A 19,506-nucleotide genomic window follows, 5' to 3' on the forward strand; every position below is an offset into this window, starting at 1 on the left:
GGATCAGCTTCTTAAGCAGGTCCTTCCTGCGTCAGGATGACAAGCTGGTTTCTTTACTTTGCTTCCAACTCGCCCAGCATTTCCAGCACCATGTGCTCCGTAGGCGTGAGTAGGTCGTTTTGTTTGGGGTCGGCGTCGTGGCGGCGTAGGTAATCGAGAAGCTGGTTGGAGTTGAAGAGCTCGATAACCTGGGGATGGATATAGTATTTAGAGCACACGCTGGGCGTGTTGCCTAGGTTCTCGGCCACGTCCTTGATGGCCCGCTTCAGGGTTTTAGGGCGCGGAAACTCCGGCTCTTCATCCAGAATCCGTTCCAGGGCCTCTACCATTTTCACGGTGCCGCCCCAAGTGCGGAAGTCCTTGGCCGAAAGTTTCATGCCGGTTACGGTGTGCAGATAGTCGTTCACGTCGCCCGATTCCAGCTCCTGGCGGTGGCCGTCGGGGGCGTAGTACTGGAACAGGTGCTGGCCCGGAATTTCCTTGCACTTCTGCACCATCCGGGCCAGTTTCCGGTCATGGATGGTCAGGTCGTGGGGCACGCTTTTCTTGCCCACAAAGCTGAAACGAACATCGGCCCCACTCACTTGCACATGCTTGTCGCGGAGGGTAGTCAGGCCGTAGGTTTTGTTTTTTTTGGCGTACTCGCGGTTACCAACCCGGATAAACGACTGGTCCATGAGCGTGAGCACCAGGGCCACCACTTTGGTTTTGTCGAGCTGCGGGCGGGCCATGTCTTTGTGCATCTGCGCGCGCAATTCGGCCAGTTGCTCGCCGAACGCCCGCAGGCGGCTGAACTTAGTCAGGGCCCGGGCCTGGTCCCAGGCGGGGTGATAGAGGTATTGCTTGCGGCCCTTGGCGTCGCGGCCCGTCACCTGGAGGTGGGTGTTGGGCGAGGGCGAGATCCAAACGTCGGTCCAGGCCGGCGGAATCACGAAGCCCGCGATGCGGGCCAGCGTTTTCTCGTCCGTGAGCAATTCGTCTTTGGTAGTGCGGTAGCGAACCTTACCGGCCCGGGTGGTTTCGCGGGTCAGACCAGGCTTGGCGTCGGTGAGGTAGCGCAGGCCGGCTAGCTCGGCCTGGCGGGCGGGGTCTTTGTACAACTCGTGGGCCTCGGGCAGGGGCTGCAGGCGCTTTTTCTTGGTTTTAGAACGGGGAGTGGCGGTAGTAACCATATCAAGGAGCGTGGGATAACCAGCCAACCGAAATGGGCAGGCGGGTTTTCCTCTACGCAGAAACCCAGTGGAAGGTGGCCCCGATTACCGCCCCTGCTGCTACCGGCTGGCAATACCGTGGCAAAGCGCAGCCGCATATTTTTTATGGCTGATTATGCGCCCGATACGTCGCCCGGATGGGTTTTATGGGCTGACGAAGACAACACGGCGGACGAGGCGGGCGTTAGCAGGCCGCCAGCTCTGGCACCGTTTTTTCTAGGGCCCGGGCAGTTCCCCTTTGTTTCATCCTTCAATTTCTCGCTTTTTATGCGATTCAATCTGCAAAAAACCGGCTTGCTAGCGGGCCTTGCCCTAACCCTGGGTGGCGCCGCTTCCTGCTCTAAAGACGGCGACGGCGTTCTGTTGTTTTCCATTGAAGACGATAAGGCTCTGGGCCAGAAAGTAGTTGCCCAAACCGATTCCACCTTCCGCGCCAAAGGCCAGCTGCTGGAGGCTGGCAGCAACCCCCAGGCCTACGCGGCCCTCAACCGCATTGTGCTGCGGGTACTCAACTCGGGCAAAATCCAGTATCGCAACGAGTTTCCCTGGGACGTAAAAATCATCAAAGACGACCAGACCCAGAACGCCTTTGCCACGCCCGGCGGCCACATATATGTGTACTCGGGCCTGATTAAGTACCTCGACAACGAAACGCAGCTGGCCGGGGTGCTGGGGCACGAAATTGCCCACGCCGACCGCCGCCATACGTCCCGGCAGCTTCAGCAGCAGTATGGCATCGGTGTGCTGCTGAGCCTGATTTTGGGCAACAACCAGAACACGCTGGTCGACGTGGCCAGTGGCCTAGGCCAGCTCAAGTTCAGCCGCGACTACGAAACGGAGGCCGATGCCTACTCGGTGGAATACCTCAACGCCTCCAACTACTACGCCTGCGACGGGGCGGCCGGCTTCTTCATCAAGGCCCAGAGCGAAGGGCAGCAGCGGCAGCCCGAATTTCTGAGCACCCACCCCGACCCCGGCTCCCGCATTCAGAACATCCAGGCCAAGGCCGACCAGCTGAACTGCCGCAGCCGCACGGCCGGCTCCGACGACTTCAACCAGCTCAGAAGCGCGCTCTAGCGCCACTTCTTTGCTTGCTTTCCAGGCTCCCGGCAACTTGCCGGGAGCTTTTTTGTGGCTGATGGCGCACTGCACTCCTGCTACGCTGCTCTGCCGGAAAAACCGCGGTGGAGGCAGCTTGCCCATAAACTACTTTCTTTGCCCCATGGCTTCCTTTCTCGATAAACTCAGCGGCTGGGCCGAAGGCGCCGACCAAGCCCTGATTCGCACCCGCGCCCGCCTCGGGCTGCTGCACCCGATCCAGCTCGTGCCTTACCGCAGCTACGGCACCCCCGAGCGCCTCTACGTGAAGGGCCGGGTGCTCACCGACAAGGGCATAGGTGAGGCCGACCCATCCGACTCGCGCTGGCATAACCTGCTGAACATGTACCGCCGCTTCGACAGCAACGAAATTGCCGGGGCCCAGCTCAGCGTGCGGCCCGCCGATGGGTCCGAGCACCCCATTTTGTCGGACGAGGAAGGCTACTTCACCCTCAACCTGGCCCCGCAAGCCCTGCCCGAGCCGATTGATTTTCTCTGGCATCCGGTCGAGGTGTTGCTGCACCGCACCCCCGCGCCCTTCCCTACCCCGCCCGGCCTGAGCACCCGCGCCCTGGTCCTTATTCCGCCGCCCGACGCCGAGTACGGCATTATTTCCGACCTCGATGACACCGTTATCCAGACGTCGGCCACCGATTTGCTGCAAATGGCCCGCACCGTACTGCTGCGTAATGCCCGTTCGCGGCTGCCCTTTAAGGGCGTGGCCGAGTTCTACCGCCAGCTCCAGCTCGGCCGCAATGGCAAGCGCAACAACCCGTTCTTTTACGTCAGCAGCTCGCCTTGGAACCTCTACGATTTGCTGGAGGACTTCCTTGACCTCAACGATGTGCCGCCTGGCCCGCTGCTGTTGCGCGACCTAGCCCTCAAGATGCCCCAGGAGCCCGGGGCGGCCACCGGGCACCACGCCCACAAGCTGCGCGAAATCGAGAACCTGCTGCTCACCTACCCCCGCCTACCCTTCGTGCTCATCGGCGACTCGGGCCAGGAAGACGCTAACATTTACCGCGAAGTGGTGCGCCGCCACCCCGGCCGCATCCTGGCCATCTACATCCGCGACGTAAACCGGCCCGACCGCGCGGCCCTGGTGGAGCAGGTGCGCGAGGAGTTGCGGGGCGAAAAAGTGGAAATGCTGCTGGTGCAGGACACGGTGCAGGCCGCTGAGCACGCCGCCGCCACCGGCCTCATCTACCAGCAAGCCATTCCGGCCGTGGAGGCCGACAAGCAGAAGGACGAAGCCGCCGACGGCCTGGACGGACAGGGAAGCGGCCAGCCGGTTATGGCATAGGCATATTATGGAGGCCAGAAAGCATTAACGCCTGCTCGCTCTGATATAGAACGAGCAGGCGTTGATGCTTTCAACTCACAACCGCAGCCTGTTTGATCGGCTGCAGCCTTTCCGCGTCCTGCCAGCGCTAACCGTTAGCTCGAATGGTCGGCCACCACCACCCAGCGGCCCCCGAGGCGGCGCATAACCAGCAGAAAGTGTCCCTGCAAGTCGCCAGCTGCCGGGCGGGCCAGATGCCAGCGCCCGATTACCTGGGCCACATCGGGGCTCAAAGGCTCGATGCGCAGCTGGCTGAAATCAAGCTGGCCCATGGCGGCCGGGTTGGGGTAGCTACGGCGGTAGTTATCGAGGGTGGGCTGCCAGCCGTAGGTGAGGCCGCTTTTACCGATGAACACCAGCGAGTCGTTCTGCCAGTAGCCCTGCATGAACCCGGCTACGTCGCCCCGGTTCCAGGCAGCAGTCTGGGTTTGCAGCACCTCGCGGATATCGTGGCGGGCCGCCGCCGTAGTGGCCGGCGTAAGTACTGCCAGCCGGGGCGAGCAGGCGGGCAAAATAGCCGCCGCAAGCAGCAGCAAGAGTAACAGGTATTTCATGGGAGCAAAGAGGAAGCGGAGGAATAGGTAAAGAACGGCATACTGAGCATAACGCCATTTTGAGCCGTTATCGATTCATCAACGATACAACGAGACCAAGTACTCATTCACTCATCAACTCCTGCACGTAGGGAGTGCCGCGCAGCTGCCGCATCCGGCGCAGTACGCGGCGCTGCTTGGCCCGGGCTTGGGGGCCGGGGTTGCTGGCCCGGAATCGGAGCGGGTTGGGCAGCACCCCGGCCAACAGGGCCGCTTCGGCGGGCGTGAGGCGGGCGGCGGGCTTGCTGAAGTACTGCTGAGAAGCGGCTTCGGCTCCGAAAATACAGTCGCCCATTTCGGCCACGTTCAAGTACATCTCCATGATGCGGCGCTTGTCCCAGAGCAACTCGATGAGCAGCGTGAAGTAAGCCTCCGCCGCCTTGCGCACATAGCTGCGGCCCTGCCACAGGAACACGTTTTTGGCCACCTGCTGCGAGATGGTGCTACCCCCGCGCAGTTGCTTACCGCCCTCAAAGTTCGATTTAGCCGCCTTCATCAGCGCATCGCCATCGAAGCCGTGATGGAGCAGAAACCGCTGGTCTTCGGCCGCCACCAGTGCCAGCGGCAACTGCGCCGACACTTCCTCCAGGGATTTGAAATCGTACTGAATCCGGCGGTTTTCTTCGCGGATGCCGTGGTAGCCCCGGCCCACCGGGGCGTGGGCCCGCCTGTCGAGCATGAGCCAGGTGGCGGGTGGGTTTACCCAGCGGTAGAGGCCCACCCAGGCCACCGACAACAGAAAGGCCACGGCCAGCACCTGCAAGGCTATCCGGCCGGTTCGGCGGGCAGTTTTTTCTATATTCGTCACGCAATCAGCAGCTGTATCCGGGCTTGGGATTCGCCCCAAAACCCGGAGCAAAAATAGCGTCTGTTTTTAGGATGAGGGCCCGCCAGCCGATAGTTACTGCCAGCCGCCGCCAAAAAAGATGCGCTACAGCAGGAAGATTCGGGCGCTAGCATTGTTAGTAAGGCGGGCAGCGCACTACTTGCCGACCCTGTTTTTTTGCTGCTATCCGCCTACCTGTATTCTTTCTTCATGCGTCAACTTGCCCTGTTCCCGCTTAACCTCGTAGTGTTTCCTGGCGAAAAGCTCAACCTGCACATCTTCGAGCCCCGCTACCGGCAGCTCGTGCGCGACTGTTTGCAGGATGGCATTACGTTTGGTGTGCCGCCTTACCTGAACGGGGAGGTTAGTGAGCTGGGCACGGAGCTACGGCTGCTCAGCGTGGAGAAAAGCTACGTTTCCGGGGAGCTCGACATTCGGACCAAAGCCGTCGGCTTATTTCGGGTCGAGGAGTTTTTCCGCGAGCTGCCCGGTAAGCCGTATGCTGGGGCCACCGTACTCGACCTACCCGATAACGCCACCGCCGACCCGGTCCTGCACGCCCAACTTCGGGAGCTGATAGAACAGCTCTATTCCATTCTGGGCCTGCGCCGCATCTTCGTCGAGCTGGCCCCCGATTTCCGCATCTACGACGTAGCCCACCAGTTGGGCATGAGCACCGAGCAGGAATACCAACTCTTGGCCGCTCCCACCGAAGTAGCCCGCCAACACCTGGCCCTCGAACACCTGGAGCGGATTCTGCCTGTCCTTCAGGAAACCGAGCGCCTCAAGGAGCGCGTCCGCCTCAACGGCCACTTCAAAAACCTCACGCCGCCCTCTTTTTGAGTTGTCGGTTGTCGGTTGTAGAGGAAGGTCATGCTGAGCGAAGGCGTAGCCGCAGTCGAAGCATCTTTGATGCAATGGCGACTTCTTTGTAAGTCCAACGAAGCGGTAGAGATGCTTCGACTACGCTCCGCTTCGCTCAGCATGACGTTCTTCCAGCCTGACACCTGGCAACAAACGACTGGCAACTGGCAGTCAATTCCCAAACAGCGAACATATCGAATGCCTACCTCTCTTCTGCTCTACGGATTGCTGCTGCTGGCTGGCCTGTTGGGCCTCTGGCTGCTGCTGCGCCACGGGCAGGAGCGCCGCTACCGCCGCCTCCCCTATGTGGCCCCTCCCCGCCGCGACTGGGCTTCCCAACCCCTGCCCACTACCCCGCCCCGCCACCGCGTGGCCCTGCTCGGCGACCCCGGCGCAGTAGCCACCGACGGCTCCGATCCGATTCTGCAGCTGCTGGAGCACTGGCAGCGGCAAACCGGCCCTGATGGTACAATTGTGCTGCTCGGCGACAACATTTACCCCACCGGCCTACCCGCCGAAGGCCACCCCGGCCGGGCCGCCGCCGAGGCCCGCTTCGATGCCCTGCTGGCCACGCTGGGCCGCTTCGAGGGGCGCGTAGTGCTCCTTAGCGGCAACCACGACTGGAACAAGGGCCGCCCCGACGGCTGGGAATACCTGCGCCGCCAGGAAGCCTACGTGCACCAGCACCTGCCCGCTGCCCACTACCTGCCCCCCGACGGCGAGCCTGGCCCCATAAGCCTGCAACTGGCCGAGGGCCTGCTGCTCATCGTGCTCAATACCCAGTGGTGGGTGCAAACCGGCGCCCGCCCCGCCGCCGATTCGCGCCAGCCATTCCACGAGTTGCGGGGCTTGCTCGAAGCCAACCGCCACCAGCAGGTAGTGGTGGCCGGCCATCATCCGCTGTACTCCAACGCCTTGCATGGGGGGAAGTTCACGGCCAAGCAGCACGTATTTCCACTTACCACGGTGCATAAGCGGGCCTACGTGCCGCTGCCCTTCATTGGCTCGCTGCTGCCGCTCTATCGCAAAACCGTGGGCGCGGCCGAAGACATGGCCCACCCCCGCTACCGCAAAATGCGCCGCCGCCTGCTCCGGGTGCTCCACGATTTTCCCGGCGTGGTGTACGCCGCCGGCCACGACCACAACCTGCAATACTTCGAGCAGCGAGGCGGCCATTACCTCGTGAGCGGGGCGGGCAGCAAAACGGCTTTCGTGCAGAAGGGCGGGCGGGCCACGTTCGTGCACGAGCACCAGGGCTTATTCAGCCTCGACTACTATGGCCCCCACCAAACCTGGCTGCGCACGCTCGAACCACCCTTCGATGCGCCCGAGGTATTCCGTCTGCGCCTGAGTAGCGCCCCGGCCGCCATGCCGGTTACGCCGGCCCCACCTACTCAGCAGACTTAGCCGGTGGCACTAGCACCCGCAGGCTCTGCGGTAGTATTTCGACCGTTACGGGGTTGGGCAGGTAGTGGGGTTCCCCATCCAGTTGCACCAGTACAATATCGGCGCCGGGCACTTGAATTAGAGCCTGTTGGCAGCGTAGGCGATGGGTGTAGTCGGAATCGTCGAAGCCGCTGGTGTAGAGGCGGTAAAGCAACGCCGGGGCGGCCGCGTTGGGGAAAGGCTTGATCAGGCAGATTTCAAACTGGCCATCATCGGGTTTGCTGTCGGGGTTGATAACCACGTTACTGCCGAAGGTGTTGGCATTGGCCAGCGTCACCATGAAAGCCTCACCCGCCCATATTTCCTGGTTGGTTTCGATGTGGTAAGTAGCGGGCTGGTAGGCAGCGTATTCCTGGGTGGCAATGCGCACGTAAGCGGCCGGTCCGCGCACGTCGCCCTGGTCGAACCGGTCGACGATGCAGGCATTGAAGCCCAAATCGGCCAAATGAACTACGAAGCGGCCGCCCACCCGCAGCGTATCGAGCGGCCGGATCTGGTAGTCCCAGATCAGGGCCAGGGCCAAGTCGAGCACCAGCGGAATACCCAGGTCTTTGGCCAGTCCGTTGCCCGAACCCAGGGGTAAGATGCCCAGCGGCACGGCCGTACCGGACAATGCTTCGGCCACCAGGCTCACCGTGCCGTCGCCGCCGGCCGCGAACACGGCGTCGGGCGGAGTGGTAGCCAGCCAGCCGCGCAGGCGCAACAGGTCATCCTCACCGGTGGTCTGGAAGAACTCGGCCGTGCGCCCCCGCTGGGTGCAATAGGCCCTGATAGTATCGGGGAGCGGGGCCTTGTCGATGTCGCCGGAAATCGGGTTGAGCACGAACAGCAAGTGCTGCAGATGGTCGGAAGATGCGGTTCGCATGGCTAGACAGCGGAAGCAGAAGTGAGGCGAGTCCGGAAAGTAGATTGTAGGCCTTTAAACGCGTACAGCCGGCCAATGGCCAGCTGTACGGAGTAAAAGAACGGGGTAGAGAGGACTACTGCTTGAGGTTAGCGGGCAGGCCCTGGGGGAAATCGGTGGCAATGTCGTGCTGAATTTGCTCGATGCGGTTGCCCGGGTTGGGGTGCGTGCTCATAAACTCGGGCGGCTTGCTGCCCTGGCTTTCACGGTCCAGAATCTCCATCACCTGAATCATGGAACGCGGATCGTAGCCGGCGGCGGGCGTAAAGTCCACGGCCAGTTTATCGGCTTCCAGCTCATCCTCGCGGCCGTAACGCAGCGTCAGGAGCTTGCCTACCATGGCGGCACCGGCGGCGGCGGCGGCCGTACCGGGCCGGTCGGGGTCGTAGAGGCCGATGGCGGCGGCTCCGGTCAGGCCATTAGTCAGCTTCGACTTGGCTACCTGCTCGGCCGAGTGCCGGGCCACCACGTGCCCGATTTCGTGGGCCAACACCCCGGCCACCTGGCCTTCGGACGTAAGGTTTTTCAACAACCCCGCCGTGATGAACACCTGCCCACCGGGGAGGGCAAAGGCGTTGATGGTGTTCTCATCGGCCAGCAGATGAAACTGGAACTTATAGGGCGTCTGGCCGGCTTTGGTGCGTTGCACGATCTGCTGCCCAATACGTTGCACGGCCGCCTGGGCCGCTTGGTCGGGGTGCAGCCCCCCGTACTGAGCGGCCATTTCGGGAGCGGCCTGGAGGCCGAGGGCAATTTCCTGGTCGGCCGACATGTTCACGTGCTGCATTTCGCCGGTTACCTCGTTTTTCTGCGTGTTGCAGTAGTAAGGAATAAAGGCAAAAGCAGCCATGACCAGGGCCAGGATGTAGCGAAGGTTACCACGCATGACTGGAAGGAAAAAGAATGAAAGGAAGGGAAGAGTTGGGCGCTTTGTAACGCGCCGTCTGGGTTAGGGTTGCGCCAGGGGCTGAAACCTAAAATTCGCCGGGGCACGTATCAGGCTCAGCCGTGGCCTTGGGCCCGCTGCACCTCTCTCCCTTCACTCCCTTTTTTACCTCCCCATGAATCAGAAACGCACTTTCGGCAGCATTCTTACCGTACTAGGCATCATCGGTATTATCATCGCGGCGCTGGCTTTCCTGCAGATTGGTGGCCTGGGCCTAAGCAAAATGAACTCGTTGGTGCCCTTCATCGTGGGCCTGATTTTCTTCTTTGCCGGTATCAATCTTGTGCGCACCACTAACGACCGGGCGTAAGCCCACTACGCTTAACCAACATGAAACCGCCCCCTTCCCGGCACTGGCCAGGAAGGGGGCGGTTTCTTTATAGACAACATGATAAGCAGGCGAAACGGATGCGCCGCTCAGTTGGCTTCGCAGGGCTAGCCCAGGCGGTTGGTCAGGCCCTGGCTCTGGGCAAAAGCCAGCAGGGCCGCATCGAGGGCCAGCAGTTCGGAGCGGTAGCCCGACTCGGCGGGCCCGTGCACGTACAGTACCGAGCCCCCTTTAATGGCCCGGATGATGGCCGGCGCTTCGGACTCGGGCAGGGCCGGGCAGCCTTGGCTGCGCCCCAGCCGTCCATGCTGCCCGATAAAGCCCTGGCTCACGTAGGCGGCCCCATGCACGACCACGGCCCGGCCCAGCGCGTTGGTGTTGTAGCCCGCATCTACGCCGCGCAGCCGCAACGACAGCCCGTGCTTGCCCTGGTAAGTGGGGCCGGTTACGTAGAAGCCCAGGCTGCTCATTTCCGAGCCCTCGACGTTGGAAAAAGTGCGGGCATACTCCTCGCCCGAGTTTTTGCCATGCGCCACCAGCGTGTGGTACAGCAGCCGGCCTTGGTCTATATCTACCACCCACAACCGCTCACGGTTGCTCGACTGGCTGAAATCGGCGATGCTCAGCGTGTGGCAATTGGCACCGATATGCCCCCGCTGTTGCAGGTTGTAAAAGCCGAGCAGGGCCTCGCGGTACACAGTCAGGGGCAGGGCCGCGGCCGTTAGGTGGGCCTGCACGTAGGTGCGGGCAACGTGCTGCTCGAAGGCGGCCAGATACACGGCCCGCTCGGGGGGGCTCAGGCGAACTGGCGCAGAGGCTAGCCAGGGTCTTTCGGGGGTAGCGGCAATGCCAGCCGGGCGGGTGGGCACGGCACTGGCGGGCAGCAGGCAGGAAAAACAGGCAAGAAAAAGACCGGCGGTCAGCGTCGGCAAGTTCGTCATCGGCTAAAATTAGTAGTCGGGGCGAGTAAATTTGCGGGTACCTTGCACAACCCGGGGGCTGTGGGCTCACCAAAATTAGCACTTTTTCGGTAAACCAACTCGCCCTCACTTGCTTAATCAGCCATGCCTTACACTTTCGCCTCCTGCTTGCGCCCCGCCCTGTTGGCCGTGGCCTACGCCCTAACCGGCTGCGGCCACGCGCTGCCCGACCTGCCCGACTTCGACTCTGTCACCTGGAAAGCCGACCCCTACGGCTGCCGCAACCAGCGGGCTGCCCTGGTTCCCATTCTCGAAAAGCACCGCGCCGACCTTTTCGAAGCCCGCGTCAACGACATCACGAATCTGCTAGGCCACCCCGATGAGGAGGAATTGGGTGAGCAGAGCGATAAGGTGTACATCTACTACGTTACCCCCGGCCTGCACTGCCAGCCCGGCCATCCCCGCTCGGCCCGCCCCCGGGTAATGCTGCGCAGCGGAGCCACTGGCACTGTAACGGAGCTCATCATACCCGTGATACCAACCGGGGAGTAACGCTTTACTGTACTAGCCAGCCCCAGCTCTGGGGTAGCTATTAAAGCCATCGGCCGTCCCCGCTCACTAGCGAGGACGGCCGATTGACCTTTGTGTTAGCCGAAAATCAGTGAAAAACCTTAACCAAGGCCGCCTTCGCTGGACGGAGGTGTAGGTACAGACTCAGGATGCTCATCGCGCAAAGCGCTTAGCTGTGAGGGGGTAAGAATCCGACCGCATTCGTTTTCATATTGCGACTGGAGCTCAATCAGCTTAGCCTTACACTCAAGCGGATCTTCGTGGAACTGCCACTTGATTTCATCGGTGCGAGCGAGCTTTATTTTATTCACTGTCCGTAGCTTGATAATCTGCGCCTCGTTGAGGCTGAGTTGCTGGCTCATCTGCCGGGTAAGCGCATCGGCCTGGGCGGCCGTTGGGCTACTATTGCCGGGTCGCTCAGAATGATGATCCTTCAGCTGAGCCTGCGCAGCAGTACCCAAACCAATAAACAGGCTAAGAGCGAGAAAAAATGCTTTCATAAAACGTGGCTTAAAATTGGGCGGACCACTGGATGGTAGTGATGGGCTAGGATGCAAACCAAAGACTTCTTTGGATAATTCCATCTTCTTCCATTTATTTTATACAAATATAAAGCTTTAAAATCACATTATCACACCACGTTTATCCTTTTTATTAAATAATTTATTGAAATATTCATTAGTCAATTAGATTATAGCCATACCCTGATGTGTTCTAAAAATAAAACCGGCTCCTGTAGGAACCGGTCTTGCGCTTGTATCGCCGTAAGGCGGCTTATTCTATTCCAGCCATGGGCTTGTGGTCGGCGGTTTTATAATACTGCATGGCAATGAGTGAGATGATAACGCCCGACATAGCCCCCTGCAGTACAATGGCCAGAAAGGCAATGGTCACCGACAAATCGAAGCCGAACAGATCCTGGGCCCGGATGCCGTCCATGATGTGCCGGTTGATGACCCCGGCGTACAGAATGAAGAAGAGGCCAAATGTTACCGACGCCACAACGGCCGTTATAATGCCAGTGCCAAAGCCTGGCAGGTAGCCCATCCGGCCGTTGCGAAAACGCTTGTAGCGTACAATGGCCATGCATACCCCCACGGCCAAAATCAGGCCGTTGAGGAAGCTGAGCTCGATGCGCTCGGCCAGCCCAAACAAGGACGCAACTATAAAGTAAGCAATCATGCCCACGGACGTGTAGAGGCCGTAGCGGACGCCGTTGTTTTCGGGAGTGATTTGGGGATCAGCCATAGGGAATGGGATTGAAGGTAAGTGGCGAAAGAAAGAGCGCGGGCTTTGGTCGGAACCAGAAGCAGCCTTGGTAATGTTAAAAGGCCGCCCCGACGACAAAGTTTTGCCGCTCACCGACTCTACTTTATACCAAGTTGAACAGTAGGTTGTTGTGAGGGAGAGGCTTTTTTTGGCCACTATTACTCCTGCAGCCCTCATTAATGGGGCAGACGGGGCATTTTCCGTACTTTTGTGAGCCGGTAGTGGGCCTGTGAGCCGGGCTACCGCTGCCTTTACCGTTTTTTCGACCTACTGCTTCATATGATCAGCACCTCCAACGTAAGCCTGCGCTACGGCAAGCGCGTCCTCTTCGAAGACGTTTCCATCAAATTCATGCCCGGCAACGTGTACGGCCTCATCGGGGCCAACGGCGCCGGCAAGTCTACGTTTCTCAAAATCCTGTCGGGCGAGATTGAGGCCAATACCGGCTCGGTAGATATGCCCAAAGGCTCGCGCCTGTCGGTTCTGAAGCAGGACCAGTTCGCGGCCGACGCCTTCCCCGTGCTCCAGACCGTAATGATGGGCCACACCCGCCTCTGGAAGGTAATGGAGGAAAAGGATGCCCTGTATGCCAAGGCCGACTTCTCGGACGCCGACGGCGAGCGGGCCGCTGAACTCGAAGGGGAGTTTGCCGACCTCGAAGGCTGGAACGCCGAGTACGAAGCGGCCGAACTCCTCTCGGGCCTGGGCATTGCCGAAGACAAGCACCAGACCCTGATGGGCGATTTGGGCAGCTCCGATAAGGTGCGGGTGCTGCTGGCTCAGGCCCTGTTCGGTAACCCCGACGTGCTGCTGCTCGACGAACCAACCAACGGCCTCGACGCCGAAACCGTGCTCTGGCTCGAAAACTTCCTCGACTCGTTCCAGAACACCGTAATTGTGGTAAGCCACGACCGCCACTTCCTCGATGCGGTGTGTAACTACATGGCCGACCTCGACTTCTCGAAGATTACCATGTACCCCGGCAACTACTCGTTCTGGTACGAGAGCAGCCAACTGGTGCTGCGCCAGCGCCAGGATGTGAACAAGAAAACTGAGGACAAGCGCAAGGAGCTGGAAGAGTTTGTGCGGCGTTTCTCGGCCAACGCCTCGAAGAGCAAGCAGGCCACTTCGCGCCAAAAGTTGCTGCAGAAACTTACGTTGGAGGAAATTAAGCCCAGCTCGCGCAAGTACCCCTACATTGCCTTCAAGCCCGACCGCGAAGCCGGCAACCAGCTGCTGACGGTGGAAAACCTGAGCGCCAAGGTGGACGGGTATACCGTGTTCCGCAACGTGTCGTTCATGCTCGACAAAGGCGACAAGGTGGCCATCGTGAGCCGCGACGACCGGGCGGCTTCCCTCCTCTTCGACATCCTATTCGAGCAGACCAAGCCCGCCACCGGCACATTTAGCTGGGGCACCACCATCACGCCCAGCTATTTTCCCAAGGAGAACACCGAGTTTTTCGATACCGACCTGAACCTGGTGGACTGGCTGCGCCAATACAGCACCGAGAAGGACGAGTCGTTTATCCGGGGTTTCCTGGGCCGGATGCTGTTCTCGGGCGAAGAGTCGTTGAAGAAGAGCAACGTGCTGAGCGGGGGCGAAAAGGTGCGCTGCATGCTGAGCAAGATGATGATGGAAGGCGGCAACGTGCTCACGCTCGACGACCCGACCAATCACCTCGATCTGGAGAGTATTACGGCCCTCAACAACTCGTTGCAGGAGTTCAACGGTACGCTGCTGTTTGCCTCCCACGACTTGCAGGTGATTGAAACCGTGGCTAACCGCATCATCGAGCTGACCCCCGACGGTATTATTGACCGCCGGATGACGTACGAGGAGTACCTGGCCGACGAGAACATCAAGGCCCAGCGCCGCCGCATGTACCAGTTGGTTTCGTAGCTTTAAGTGGGCTTACCCGGGAAATAGGTGGGTGGGCAGTCAATGAAACTACCTGGCACTACGTTGACTAAGCACGTCCCCATATTTTCACATCTGCACGTTCCCTTTTTTCCGATGAAACAACTTCTGTTTTTACTGCTGCTTGGTGGGGCTGGCCTTGGGTTGGCCCCCACTGCCGCCCGGGCCCAAACTACCGATACCACCCGCACCCGCCCGGCCGTGAAGCCGCAGTTGAATACGGCACCTCCCGGCTCGGCCCCAGTGCCGGCCCCACCCCGACCCGCTCCCGCCACGGTCCCGCCGGTGTATCAGCCTGCCCCAACAGCCCCCGCGCCCGACCCCAACGTACCGGCCTCGAACGCCCCCTATGACCCCAACCGGCCATCCGGGATGGACCTGCCTCAGCGACCGGGCGTGGCACCGCCGCCGCCGCCCCTGCGCAAGTATTTCCTCTATACCAACCTGGGGCTGGGTTTTAGCGGCTACAACGGGTACAACCAGTTTAGCGCCAGCATTGCACCGGCGGTAGGTTACCGGTTCTCGGAGCGGTTTGCGGCCGGACCGGGCCTCTCGTACGCCTACAACAGCTACGCGTTTGGTAATGGCGGGCCCAGCTTCAAAACCAGCAGCTTGGGCGTTAAGGGATTCGCACAGTTCATCGTGTATAAGGAATTCTTCCTGCACGGCGAATATGAGGTAACCAAGGCCGAAGTGTTGGGCTACGACCAGTTCGGCAATGTTGGCGTGTACAAAGGCACGGTGAAAACGCCGCTGGCCGGCGTGGGTTACCGCAACCGTTTCAGTGACCGGGCCGCCGCCGACATTGTAGTACTCTACAACTTCAACGACGGCTTCGACGACATCTACGGCCAGCCCGTCATCCGTTTCAGCTTCCTGTTCGATCTGAAATAAGCGTCGCGGTCTGGTTTTAAGCCATTTCCATTTAGATTCAGACATAAAAAACCCGCTCAAATTATTGAGCGGGTTTTTTATGTCTTTCAGTCAACTATGCCAGCTATTGTGGGCTAGCTATAGCTGGTAGTTAAATCGCGCTGCCGCCTCGAATAACGCGGAGCAGGATTACGATGATGGCAATAACCAGCAGGATGTGGATGATGCCGCCGGTGAAGAAGCCGCCGAAGAAGCTGATGGCCCAGATGATGACCAGAATAACGGCGATGATGTACAACAGATTACCCATGATTGAAAAGGAAGAGAGAGTTGGGAAAAAAGAAAGGGGGAGAGAGAAAAGGGATGTTTCCGGCTTGCAGGGGGTGATTCGTGCTTCGGAAGCCATTCTGCGGGTTTGTACGCGCACTTTTGGTTAAAAGGTTTAATTGCTATTCATCTATTTTTCATTCCCAGCTTATAAAGTGCCTCCGTAAGCTGGAAACAGCGTTATATTTTTTTGTCGAGCTTCGGTTAATCCTGTCCTGCTGGGGGTGTCTGGTTGGTGGGCCCGGGGTTTTAGGCTTAGCTTTGCCCAAGGGCCAGCCGCTGCTTTGCGCTAGCTGGTCCGTTTCTTCCCACCCAGTTTTCTTCCCACCCTTATGAACGTTGCCGTTATTGGCTCGGGCACGATGGGCAATGGCATTGCCCACGTTTTTGCCCAGCACGGATTCGCCGTTTCCCTCATCGACATCAACCAACCAGCCCTCGACAAAGGCCTAGCTACCATCGGCAAAAACCTTGACCGCCAGGTGAGCAAAGGCAGCCTCGGGGCCGATGATAAAACGGCTACCCTGGGCCGGATCAGCACCTATACCAGCCTTTCGGAAGGCGTGCTTAATGCCGATTTAGTGGTGGAAGCCGCCACTGAGAACGTGGAGCTAAAGCTCAATATTTTCCGCGAAATTGACCAGTACGCGCCCGAAACGGCTATTCTGGCCACCAACACATCGTCCATTTCGATTACCCGTATTGCGGCTGTTACCAAGCGCCCGACCCAGGTTATTGGCATGCACTTCATGAACCCGGTACCGGTGATGAAGCTGGTGGAGGTGATTCGTGGTTACGCCACCTCCGATGAGGTGACGGCCAAGGTGATGGACTTGTCGCGGAAACTGGGCAAAACGCCCACCGAAGTCAACGACTATCCCGGCTTCGTGGCCAACCGCATTCTGATGCCCATGATTAATGAGGCCATCATTACGCTGCACGAGGGCGTGGCCGGCGTCGAGGAAATAGACACCGTGATGAAGCTGGGTATGGCCCACCCCATGGGGCCGCTGCAATTGGCCGACTTTATTGGCCTCGATGTATGCCTGGCCATTATGCGGGTACTGCACGACGGACTAGGCAACCCCAAGTACGCCCCCTGTCCCCTGCTGGTTAACATGGTAATGGCCGGCCGCCTGGGTGTAAAATCGGGCGAGGGCTTCTACTCCTGGACCCACGGCACCAAAGAACTGGTGCTGGCCGAGCGGTTCCAGAAGTAAGCCGTTGATGTTGCGATTGGGGGATGCTGCTGACTCATGCAGTTTTGGCATGAAGCAGCGGGATGAACAGACAGGCGCAGGTCGTATATACGACTGTCTGAAACGGCTGAAACCAGCCAATTTGAACAGCTGGCATCCTTCGCGCGTTATACAGTCGACGCTGAACAAATCAGCGGCATCCTCTCATCTGCAACATCTGCGATTCATGGAACAAGCTACGTTTGGCGGCGGCTGCTTCTGGTGCACCGAAGCCGTATTTCAACAACTCCAGGGCGTGGAGAAAGTCGTGTCGGGCTACACTGCCGGGCGCATTGCCAACCCTACCTACAAGGAAGTTTGCAGCGGCCTGACGGGCCATAACGAAGTCATTCAGGTGACCTACGACCCTGCTGTTATCAGCTACGAGGACCTGCTGGAGGTGTTCTGGAAAACCCACGACCCCACCACCCTCAACCGCCAGGGCAACGACGCGGGCACGCAGTACCGCTCGGGTATTTACACCAACTCCGAAGAGCAGCAGCGCCTGGCCGAAGCCTATAAGCAGCAGCTCACGGCGGCCAACGCCTTCGACGGTCCTATCACGACCGAAATCATCCCCCTGCCGACATTCTACCCCGCCGAGGCCTACCACCAGAACTACTACAACCTGAACGGTTCGCAGCCCTACTGCCAGTTTGTGGTGAAGAGCAAGGTGGATAAGGTAAAAGCGGTGTTCGGCGACAAGCTGAAAAGCGTGGCGTAGCTTCTAGAAGGGAGTACCAAGAATGAGAGGTGAGCACTCGTGCTGATATCCCGATTTGGGGGCGTCAGCACGAGAGTCTCACCTCTCACTTCTTGGTACTCCCTTCTAGAAGCTACGCCTGTTCGTTCAGATCAATCTGAAAAGGGCCATGGTCGCGGCCCAATGCGTAGAACGTGGCCACTTGGTTTATCAGGGTGCGCGTATAAAGGTCGAGGGCGCGGGTTTCGATGATCTGGTCGTTCTTCACGATCAGGAAGCTCACCAGCTCGCCCGGATAGGCGCCGTCTTCGCCCACTTCAGGCAGGGCCTCGAAGGGTGAGTGCGACTTAACCGGAATAAACGTCTGCTTGGGCAGCGTCATCAGGGTTTTATCGCCGAAGGGTACGAAGCCTCTAAGGGGCGAGTAATGATAAAACGGGTTCCAGACCCAACTGCCATTGAAGATATAGTACTCATCGGTCCCAAGGCGGATGAACTCACGTAACGACACATTGACGGCCACCCGCCAGTTGCTGCGCTCCTCCAGGTTTTGCTTGATGAGGGCCAGCCGGGTCGGGTCGGGCACATCGGTCAGGCTCTGGGTGAGGCGGGCGTGCACCACCAGCTCGCAGCCGGCGTACAGGTTCAGCAACTGCTGCCGCCAGGCGTTCGGGCCGCCCAACTGGTAGGCTTCGGCGCGGGTGAACTCGAAGAAATTGTGGGTGTACGGGCCTGCCAACGCCACGCCATCGCGGCCGTCGGGCGTGGCCCACTCCACCAAAAAGCAGGGCCGGGTACGGTTATCGACCCAGGGCAGCTCCCGGTTGAAAGCCACGCGGGTCTGGATGGTTTCGGGGTTGAGGCTTAGCTCCTGGGCCACGTAGTCGCGCACTTCCTCGCGGGCCTGGGCGGCCGATACGACATTCTTGATCACGGATGTTGCAGATGTTGCAGATAGCGCAGATTCGTTCTGGCCTTCAGATGAAAAGATGATTGGATGGCGCAGACTGATGTTAGGTCGAGCGGATGATGCGTCACTCTGTTGGCGCTACCAGAGGCCGAAAGCTCGTCATCAAAACTTCTCAAAGATAAGCGGACAACCAACAAACTGGCTATCTGCTCCTCAACTAGCCACGGTATCAGACAATTTCAGGTTACCCAATCATCCTTTCAGCTAAAGCCAGCACGAATCCCTTTTATCAGCAACATCTGCAATATCTGTGATTTAGACAGCTACGTTGTGGTCGCGCAGGGCGTCGTTGAGGCTGGTTTTAAGGTCGGTGCTGGGCTTGCGCTGGCCGATGATGAGGGCGCAAGGCACGTGGTACTCGCCGGCCGGAAACTGCTTGGGCAATGAGCCCGGAATAACCACCGAGCGGGCCGGTACGTGGCCGCGGTACTCCTTGGGCTCTGTACCGGTTACATCAATAATGCGGGTGCTGCCCGTAATGGTCACGCCGGCCCCGATTACGGCCTCCCGGCCCACGAAGCAGCCTTCGACCAGAATGCTGCGCGAGCCCACGAAAGCACCGTCCTCGATAATCACCGGCGCGGCCTGCACAGGCTCCAGCACGCCACCAATGCCCACACCACCACTCAGGTGCACGCCGGCCCCGATCTGGGCGCAGGAGCCCACCGTGGCCCAGGTGTCCACCATCGTACCCTCGCCTACCCAGGCACCGATGTTCACGTAGCTCGGCATCATGATAACGCCTGAAGCCAGGTAAGCGCCGTAGCGGGCCACGGCCGGCGGCACCACGCGTACGCCCTGGCCCTGGTAGTCGGTTTTGAGGCGCATTTTGTCGCGGAACTCAAAAGGGCCGACTTCGAATGTTTCCATCTGGCGGATGGGAAAGTAAAGGATAACAGCTTTCTTCACCCAGTCGTTTACCAGCCAGCCGCCTTCGCGGTCGGCGGCGGGTTGGGCCACGCGCAGGCGGCCCTTGTCGAGCTCCTCGATAACGTGCTCGATGGCCTGGATGGTGGTGGCTTGCTGGAGCAGGCTGCGGTCGTTCCAGGCGGCTTCAATCAGGGGTTGCAGGTCGGTGGTCATGCGGCAGGTCGTTTTTTATTGCTAGTTGCTTGATTTTCGGCCTAAAGGTAGCGCATGACCGACGAGGCCGGTAGT

At 59.7% G+C, this 19,506-nt stretch carries 21 protein-coding genes; 10 read left to right on the plus strand and 11 right to left on the minus strand.

Going from position 1 to position 19,506, the window contains the following annotated elements; translation table 11 throughout:
- Positions 1–53: 53 nt before the first annotated feature.
- Positions 54–1,172, minus strand: coding sequence for a DNA topoisomerase IB (locus tag CDA63_RS10950; protein WP_088464496.1), 1,119 nt, complete (start codon positions 1,170–1,172; stop codon positions 54–56).
- Between the two features lie 306 nt (positions 1,173–1,478).
- Between CDA63_RS10950 and CDA63_RS10955 the strand changes: the two genes are divergently transcribed.
- A complete protein-coding gene (locus tag CDA63_RS10955; RefSeq protein WP_088464497.1) occupies positions 1,479–2,288 on the plus strand; it encodes a M48 family metalloprotease in 810 nt (269 codons plus the stop codon).
- Between the two features lie 145 nt (positions 2,289–2,433).
- The gene (locus CDA63_RS10960) at positions 2,434–3,612 is read left to right on the plus strand and encodes an App1 family protein (RefSeq protein WP_088464498.1); all 1,179 of its coding nucleotides are present in this window, start codon (positions 2,434–2,436) and stop codon (positions 3,610–3,612) included.
- Positions 3,613–3,746: 134 nt separating this feature from the next.
- Here CDA63_RS10960 and CDA63_RS10965 read toward each other — a convergent pair whose 3' ends face one another.
- Together CDA63_RS10965 and mtgA are read right to left on the minus strand one after the other, a co-directional pair.
- Positions 3,747–4,205 carry a YybH family protein gene (locus tag CDA63_RS10965; RefSeq protein WP_088464499.1) on the minus strand — a complete coding sequence of 153 codons (459 nt, stop codon included), beginning with the start codon at positions 4,203–4,205 and terminating at the stop codon, positions 3,747–3,749.
- Positions 4,206–4,308: 103 nt separating this feature from the next.
- Complete coding sequence (gene mtgA, locus CDA63_RS10970; protein ID WP_088464500.1) at positions 4,309–5,052, minus strand: monofunctional biosynthetic peptidoglycan transglycosylase; 744 nt, start codon at positions 5,050–5,052, stop codon at positions 4,309–4,311.
- 228 nt (positions 5,053–5,280) lie between these two features.
- Here mtgA and CDA63_RS10975 point away from each other — a divergent pair, with 228 nt between their 5' ends.
- The gene (locus CDA63_RS10975) at positions 5,281–5,913 is read left to right on the plus strand and encodes an LON peptidase substrate-binding domain-containing protein (protein ID WP_088464542.1); all 633 of its coding nucleotides are present in this window, start codon (positions 5,281–5,283) and stop codon (positions 5,911–5,913) included.
- A 219-nt stretch (positions 5,914–6,132) separates the two neighbouring features.
- Positions 6,133–7,341, plus strand: a complete 1,209-nt coding sequence (locus tag CDA63_RS10980; RefSeq protein WP_088464501.1) for a metallophosphoesterase family protein — start codon at positions 6,133–6,135, stop codon at positions 7,339–7,341.
- On the opposite strand, the gene CDA63_RS10985 is transcribed toward CDA63_RS10980, so the two are convergent.
- Positions 7,325–8,245: a diacylglycerol/lipid kinase family protein gene (locus tag CDA63_RS10985; RefSeq protein ID WP_242434646.1), complete on the minus strand. Its 921-nt coding sequence runs from the start codon at positions 8,243–8,245 to the stop codon at positions 7,325–7,327. The two genes, CDA63_RS10980 and CDA63_RS10985, sit on opposite strands and share 17 nt — an antisense overlap.
- Before the next feature lie 115 nt (positions 8,246–8,360).
- Positions 8,361–9,170, minus strand: coding sequence for a M48 family metallopeptidase (locus tag CDA63_RS10990; RefSeq protein ID WP_088464502.1), 810 nt, complete (start codon positions 9,168–9,170; stop codon positions 8,361–8,363).
- Positions 9,171–9,345: 175 nt separating this feature from the next.
- Here CDA63_RS10990 and CDA63_RS10995 point away from each other — a divergent pair, with 175 nt between their 5' ends.
- A complete protein-coding gene (locus tag CDA63_RS10995) occupies positions 9,346–9,540 on the plus strand; it encodes a hypothetical protein (protein WP_088464503.1) in 195 nt (64 codons plus the stop codon).
- A gap of 125 nt (positions 9,541–9,665) precedes the next feature.
- Here the strand turns inward: CDA63_RS10995 and CDA63_RS11000 are convergent, their stop codons facing one another.
- Positions 9,666–10,499, minus strand: a complete 834-nt coding sequence (locus tag CDA63_RS11000; protein WP_088464504.1) for a murein L,D-transpeptidase catalytic domain family protein — start codon at positions 10,497–10,499, stop codon at positions 9,666–9,668.
- A 123-nt stretch (positions 10,500–10,622) separates the two neighbouring features.
- Here CDA63_RS11000 and CDA63_RS11005 point away from each other — a divergent pair, with 123 nt between their 5' ends.
- A complete protein-coding gene (locus tag CDA63_RS11005; RefSeq protein WP_088464505.1) occupies positions 10,623–11,030 on the plus strand; it encodes a hypothetical protein in 408 nt (135 codons plus the stop codon).
- Between the two features lie 119 nt (positions 11,031–11,149).
- Here the strand turns inward: CDA63_RS11005 and CDA63_RS11010 are convergent, their stop codons facing one another.
- Together CDA63_RS11010 and CDA63_RS11015 are read right to left on the minus strand one after the other, a co-directional pair.
- A complete protein-coding gene (locus CDA63_RS11010) occupies positions 11,150–11,632 on the minus strand; it encodes a hypothetical protein (RefSeq protein WP_126546821.1) in 483 nt (160 codons plus the stop codon).
- A gap of 190 nt (positions 11,633–11,822) precedes the next feature.
- The gene (locus tag CDA63_RS11015) at positions 11,823–12,296 is read right to left on the minus strand and encodes a DUF4199 domain-containing protein (RefSeq protein ID WP_088464507.1); all 474 of its coding nucleotides are present in this window, start codon (positions 12,294–12,296) and stop codon (positions 11,823–11,825) included.
- Between the two features lie 300 nt (positions 12,297–12,596).
- Between CDA63_RS11015 and CDA63_RS11020 the strand changes: the two genes are divergently transcribed.
- Both CDA63_RS11020 and CDA63_RS11025 read left to right on the plus strand, forming a co-directional pair.
- Positions 12,597–14,219: an ABC-F family ATP-binding cassette domain-containing protein gene (locus tag CDA63_RS11020; RefSeq protein ID WP_088464508.1), complete on the plus strand. Its 1,623-nt coding sequence runs from the start codon at positions 12,597–12,599 to the stop codon at positions 14,217–14,219.
- Positions 14,220–14,333: 114 nt separating this feature from the next.
- On the plus strand, positions 14,334–15,131 hold the full coding sequence (locus CDA63_RS11025) for a hypothetical protein (protein WP_088464509.1): 798 nt from the start codon (positions 14,334–14,336) through the stop codon (positions 15,129–15,131).
- A 130-nt stretch (positions 15,132–15,261) separates the two neighbouring features.
- Here CDA63_RS11025 and CDA63_RS20440 read toward each other — a convergent pair whose 3' ends face one another.
- A complete protein-coding gene (locus tag CDA63_RS20440) occupies positions 15,262–15,420 on the minus strand; it encodes a lmo0937 family membrane protein (RefSeq protein ID WP_126546822.1) in 159 nt (52 codons plus the stop codon).
- Positions 15,421–15,769: 349 nt separating this feature from the next.
- Between CDA63_RS20440 and CDA63_RS11030 the strand changes: the two genes are divergently transcribed.
- A complete protein-coding gene (locus CDA63_RS11030; RefSeq protein ID WP_088464510.1) occupies positions 15,770–16,657 on the plus strand; it encodes a 3-hydroxyacyl-CoA dehydrogenase family protein in 888 nt (295 codons plus the stop codon).
- Between the two features lie 205 nt (positions 16,658–16,862).
- Positions 16,863–17,399, plus strand: coding sequence for a peptide-methionine (S)-S-oxide reductase MsrA (gene msrA / locus CDA63_RS11035; protein WP_088464511.1), 537 nt, complete (start codon positions 16,863–16,865; stop codon positions 17,397–17,399).
- A gap of 112 nt (positions 17,400–17,511) precedes the next feature.
- Here msrA and CDA63_RS11040 read toward each other — a convergent pair whose 3' ends face one another.
- On the minus strand, positions 17,512–18,312 hold the full coding sequence (locus tag CDA63_RS11040; protein WP_088464512.1) for a hypothetical protein: 801 nt from the start codon (positions 18,310–18,312) through the stop codon (positions 17,512–17,514).
- Between the two features lie 291 nt (positions 18,313–18,603).
- Positions 18,604–19,431, minus strand: a complete 828-nt coding sequence (locus CDA63_RS11045) for a 2,3,4,5-tetrahydropyridine-2,6-dicarboxylate N-succinyltransferase (RefSeq protein ID WP_088464513.1) — start codon at positions 19,429–19,431, stop codon at positions 18,604–18,606.
- Positions 19,432–19,506: the final 75 nt, after the last annotated feature.

The organism is Hymenobacter amundsenii (assembly GCF_002204745.1).
GTDB lineage: Bacteria > Bacteroidota > Bacteroidia > Cytophagales > Hymenobacteraceae > Hymenobacter > Hymenobacter amundsenii.

What these genes read in the sequence shown, in the direction of transcription:
- CDA63_RS10950 (WP_088464496.1), bottom strand. Translation starts at nt 1,172, where the DNA reads ATGGTTACTACCGCCACTCCCCGTTCTAAAACCAAGAAAAAGCGCCTG.
- CDA63_RS10955 (WP_088464497.1), top strand. Translation starts at nt 1,479, where the DNA reads ATGCGATTCAATCTGCAAAAAACCGGCTTGCTAGCGGGCCTTGCCCTA.
- CDA63_RS10960 (WP_088464498.1), top strand. Translation starts at nt 2,434, where the DNA reads ATGGCTTCCTTTCTCGATAAACTCAGCGGCTGGGCCGAAGGCGCCGAC.
- CDA63_RS10965 (WP_088464499.1), bottom strand. Translation starts at nt 4,205, where the DNA reads ATGAAATACCTGTTACTCTTGCTGCTGCTTGCGGCGGCTATTTTGCCC.
- CDA63_RS10975 (WP_088464542.1), top strand. Translation starts at nt 5,281, where the DNA reads ATGCGTCAACTTGCCCTGTTCCCGCTTAACCTCGTAGTGTTTCCTGGC.
- CDA63_RS10980 (WP_088464501.1), top strand. Translation starts at nt 6,133, where the DNA reads ATGCCTACCTCTCTTCTGCTCTACGGATTGCTGCTGCTGGCTGGCCTG.
- CDA63_RS10985 (WP_242434646.1), bottom strand. Translation starts at nt 8,245, where the DNA reads ATGCGAACCGCATCTTCCGACCATCTGCAGCACTTGCTGTTCGTGCTC.
- CDA63_RS10990 (WP_088464502.1), bottom strand. Translation starts at nt 9,170, where the DNA reads ATGCGTGGTAACCTTCGCTACATCCTGGCCCTGGTCATGGCTGCTTTT.
- CDA63_RS10995 (WP_088464503.1), top strand. Translation starts at nt 9,346, where the DNA reads ATGAATCAGAAACGCACTTTCGGCAGCATTCTTACCGTACTAGGCATC.
- CDA63_RS11000 (WP_088464504.1), bottom strand. Translation starts at nt 10,499, where the DNA reads ATGACGAACTTGCCGACGCTGACCGCCGGTCTTTTTCTTGCCTGTTTT.
- CDA63_RS11005 (WP_088464505.1), top strand. Translation starts at nt 10,623, where the DNA reads ATGCCTTACACTTTCGCCTCCTGCTTGCGCCCCGCCCTGTTGGCCGTG.
- CDA63_RS11010 (WP_126546821.1), bottom strand. Translation starts at nt 11,632, where the DNA reads ATGGAATTATCCAAAGAAGTCTTTGGTTTGCATCCTAGCCCATCACTA.
- CDA63_RS11015 (WP_088464507.1), bottom strand. Translation starts at nt 12,296, where the DNA reads ATGGCTGATCCCCAAATCACTCCCGAAAACAACGGCGTCCGCTACGGC.
- CDA63_RS11020 (WP_088464508.1), top strand. Translation starts at nt 12,597, where the DNA reads ATGATCAGCACCTCCAACGTAAGCCTGCGCTACGGCAAGCGCGTCCTC.
- CDA63_RS11025 (WP_088464509.1), top strand. Translation starts at nt 14,334, where the DNA reads ATGAAACAACTTCTGTTTTTACTGCTGCTTGGTGGGGCTGGCCTTGGG.
- CDA63_RS20440 (WP_126546822.1), bottom strand. Translation starts at nt 15,420, where the DNA reads ATGGGTAATCTGTTGTACATCATCGCCGTTATTCTGGTCATCATCTGG.
- CDA63_RS11030 (WP_088464510.1), top strand. Translation starts at nt 15,770, where the DNA reads ATGAACGTTGCCGTTATTGGCTCGGGCACGATGGGCAATGGCATTGCC.
- msrA (WP_088464511.1), top strand. Translation starts at nt 16,863, where the DNA reads ATGGAACAAGCTACGTTTGGCGGCGGCTGCTTCTGGTGCACCGAAGCC.
- CDA63_RS11045 (WP_088464513.1), bottom strand. Translation starts at nt 19,431, where the DNA reads ATGACCACCGACCTGCAACCCCTGATTGAAGCCGCCTGGAACGACCGC.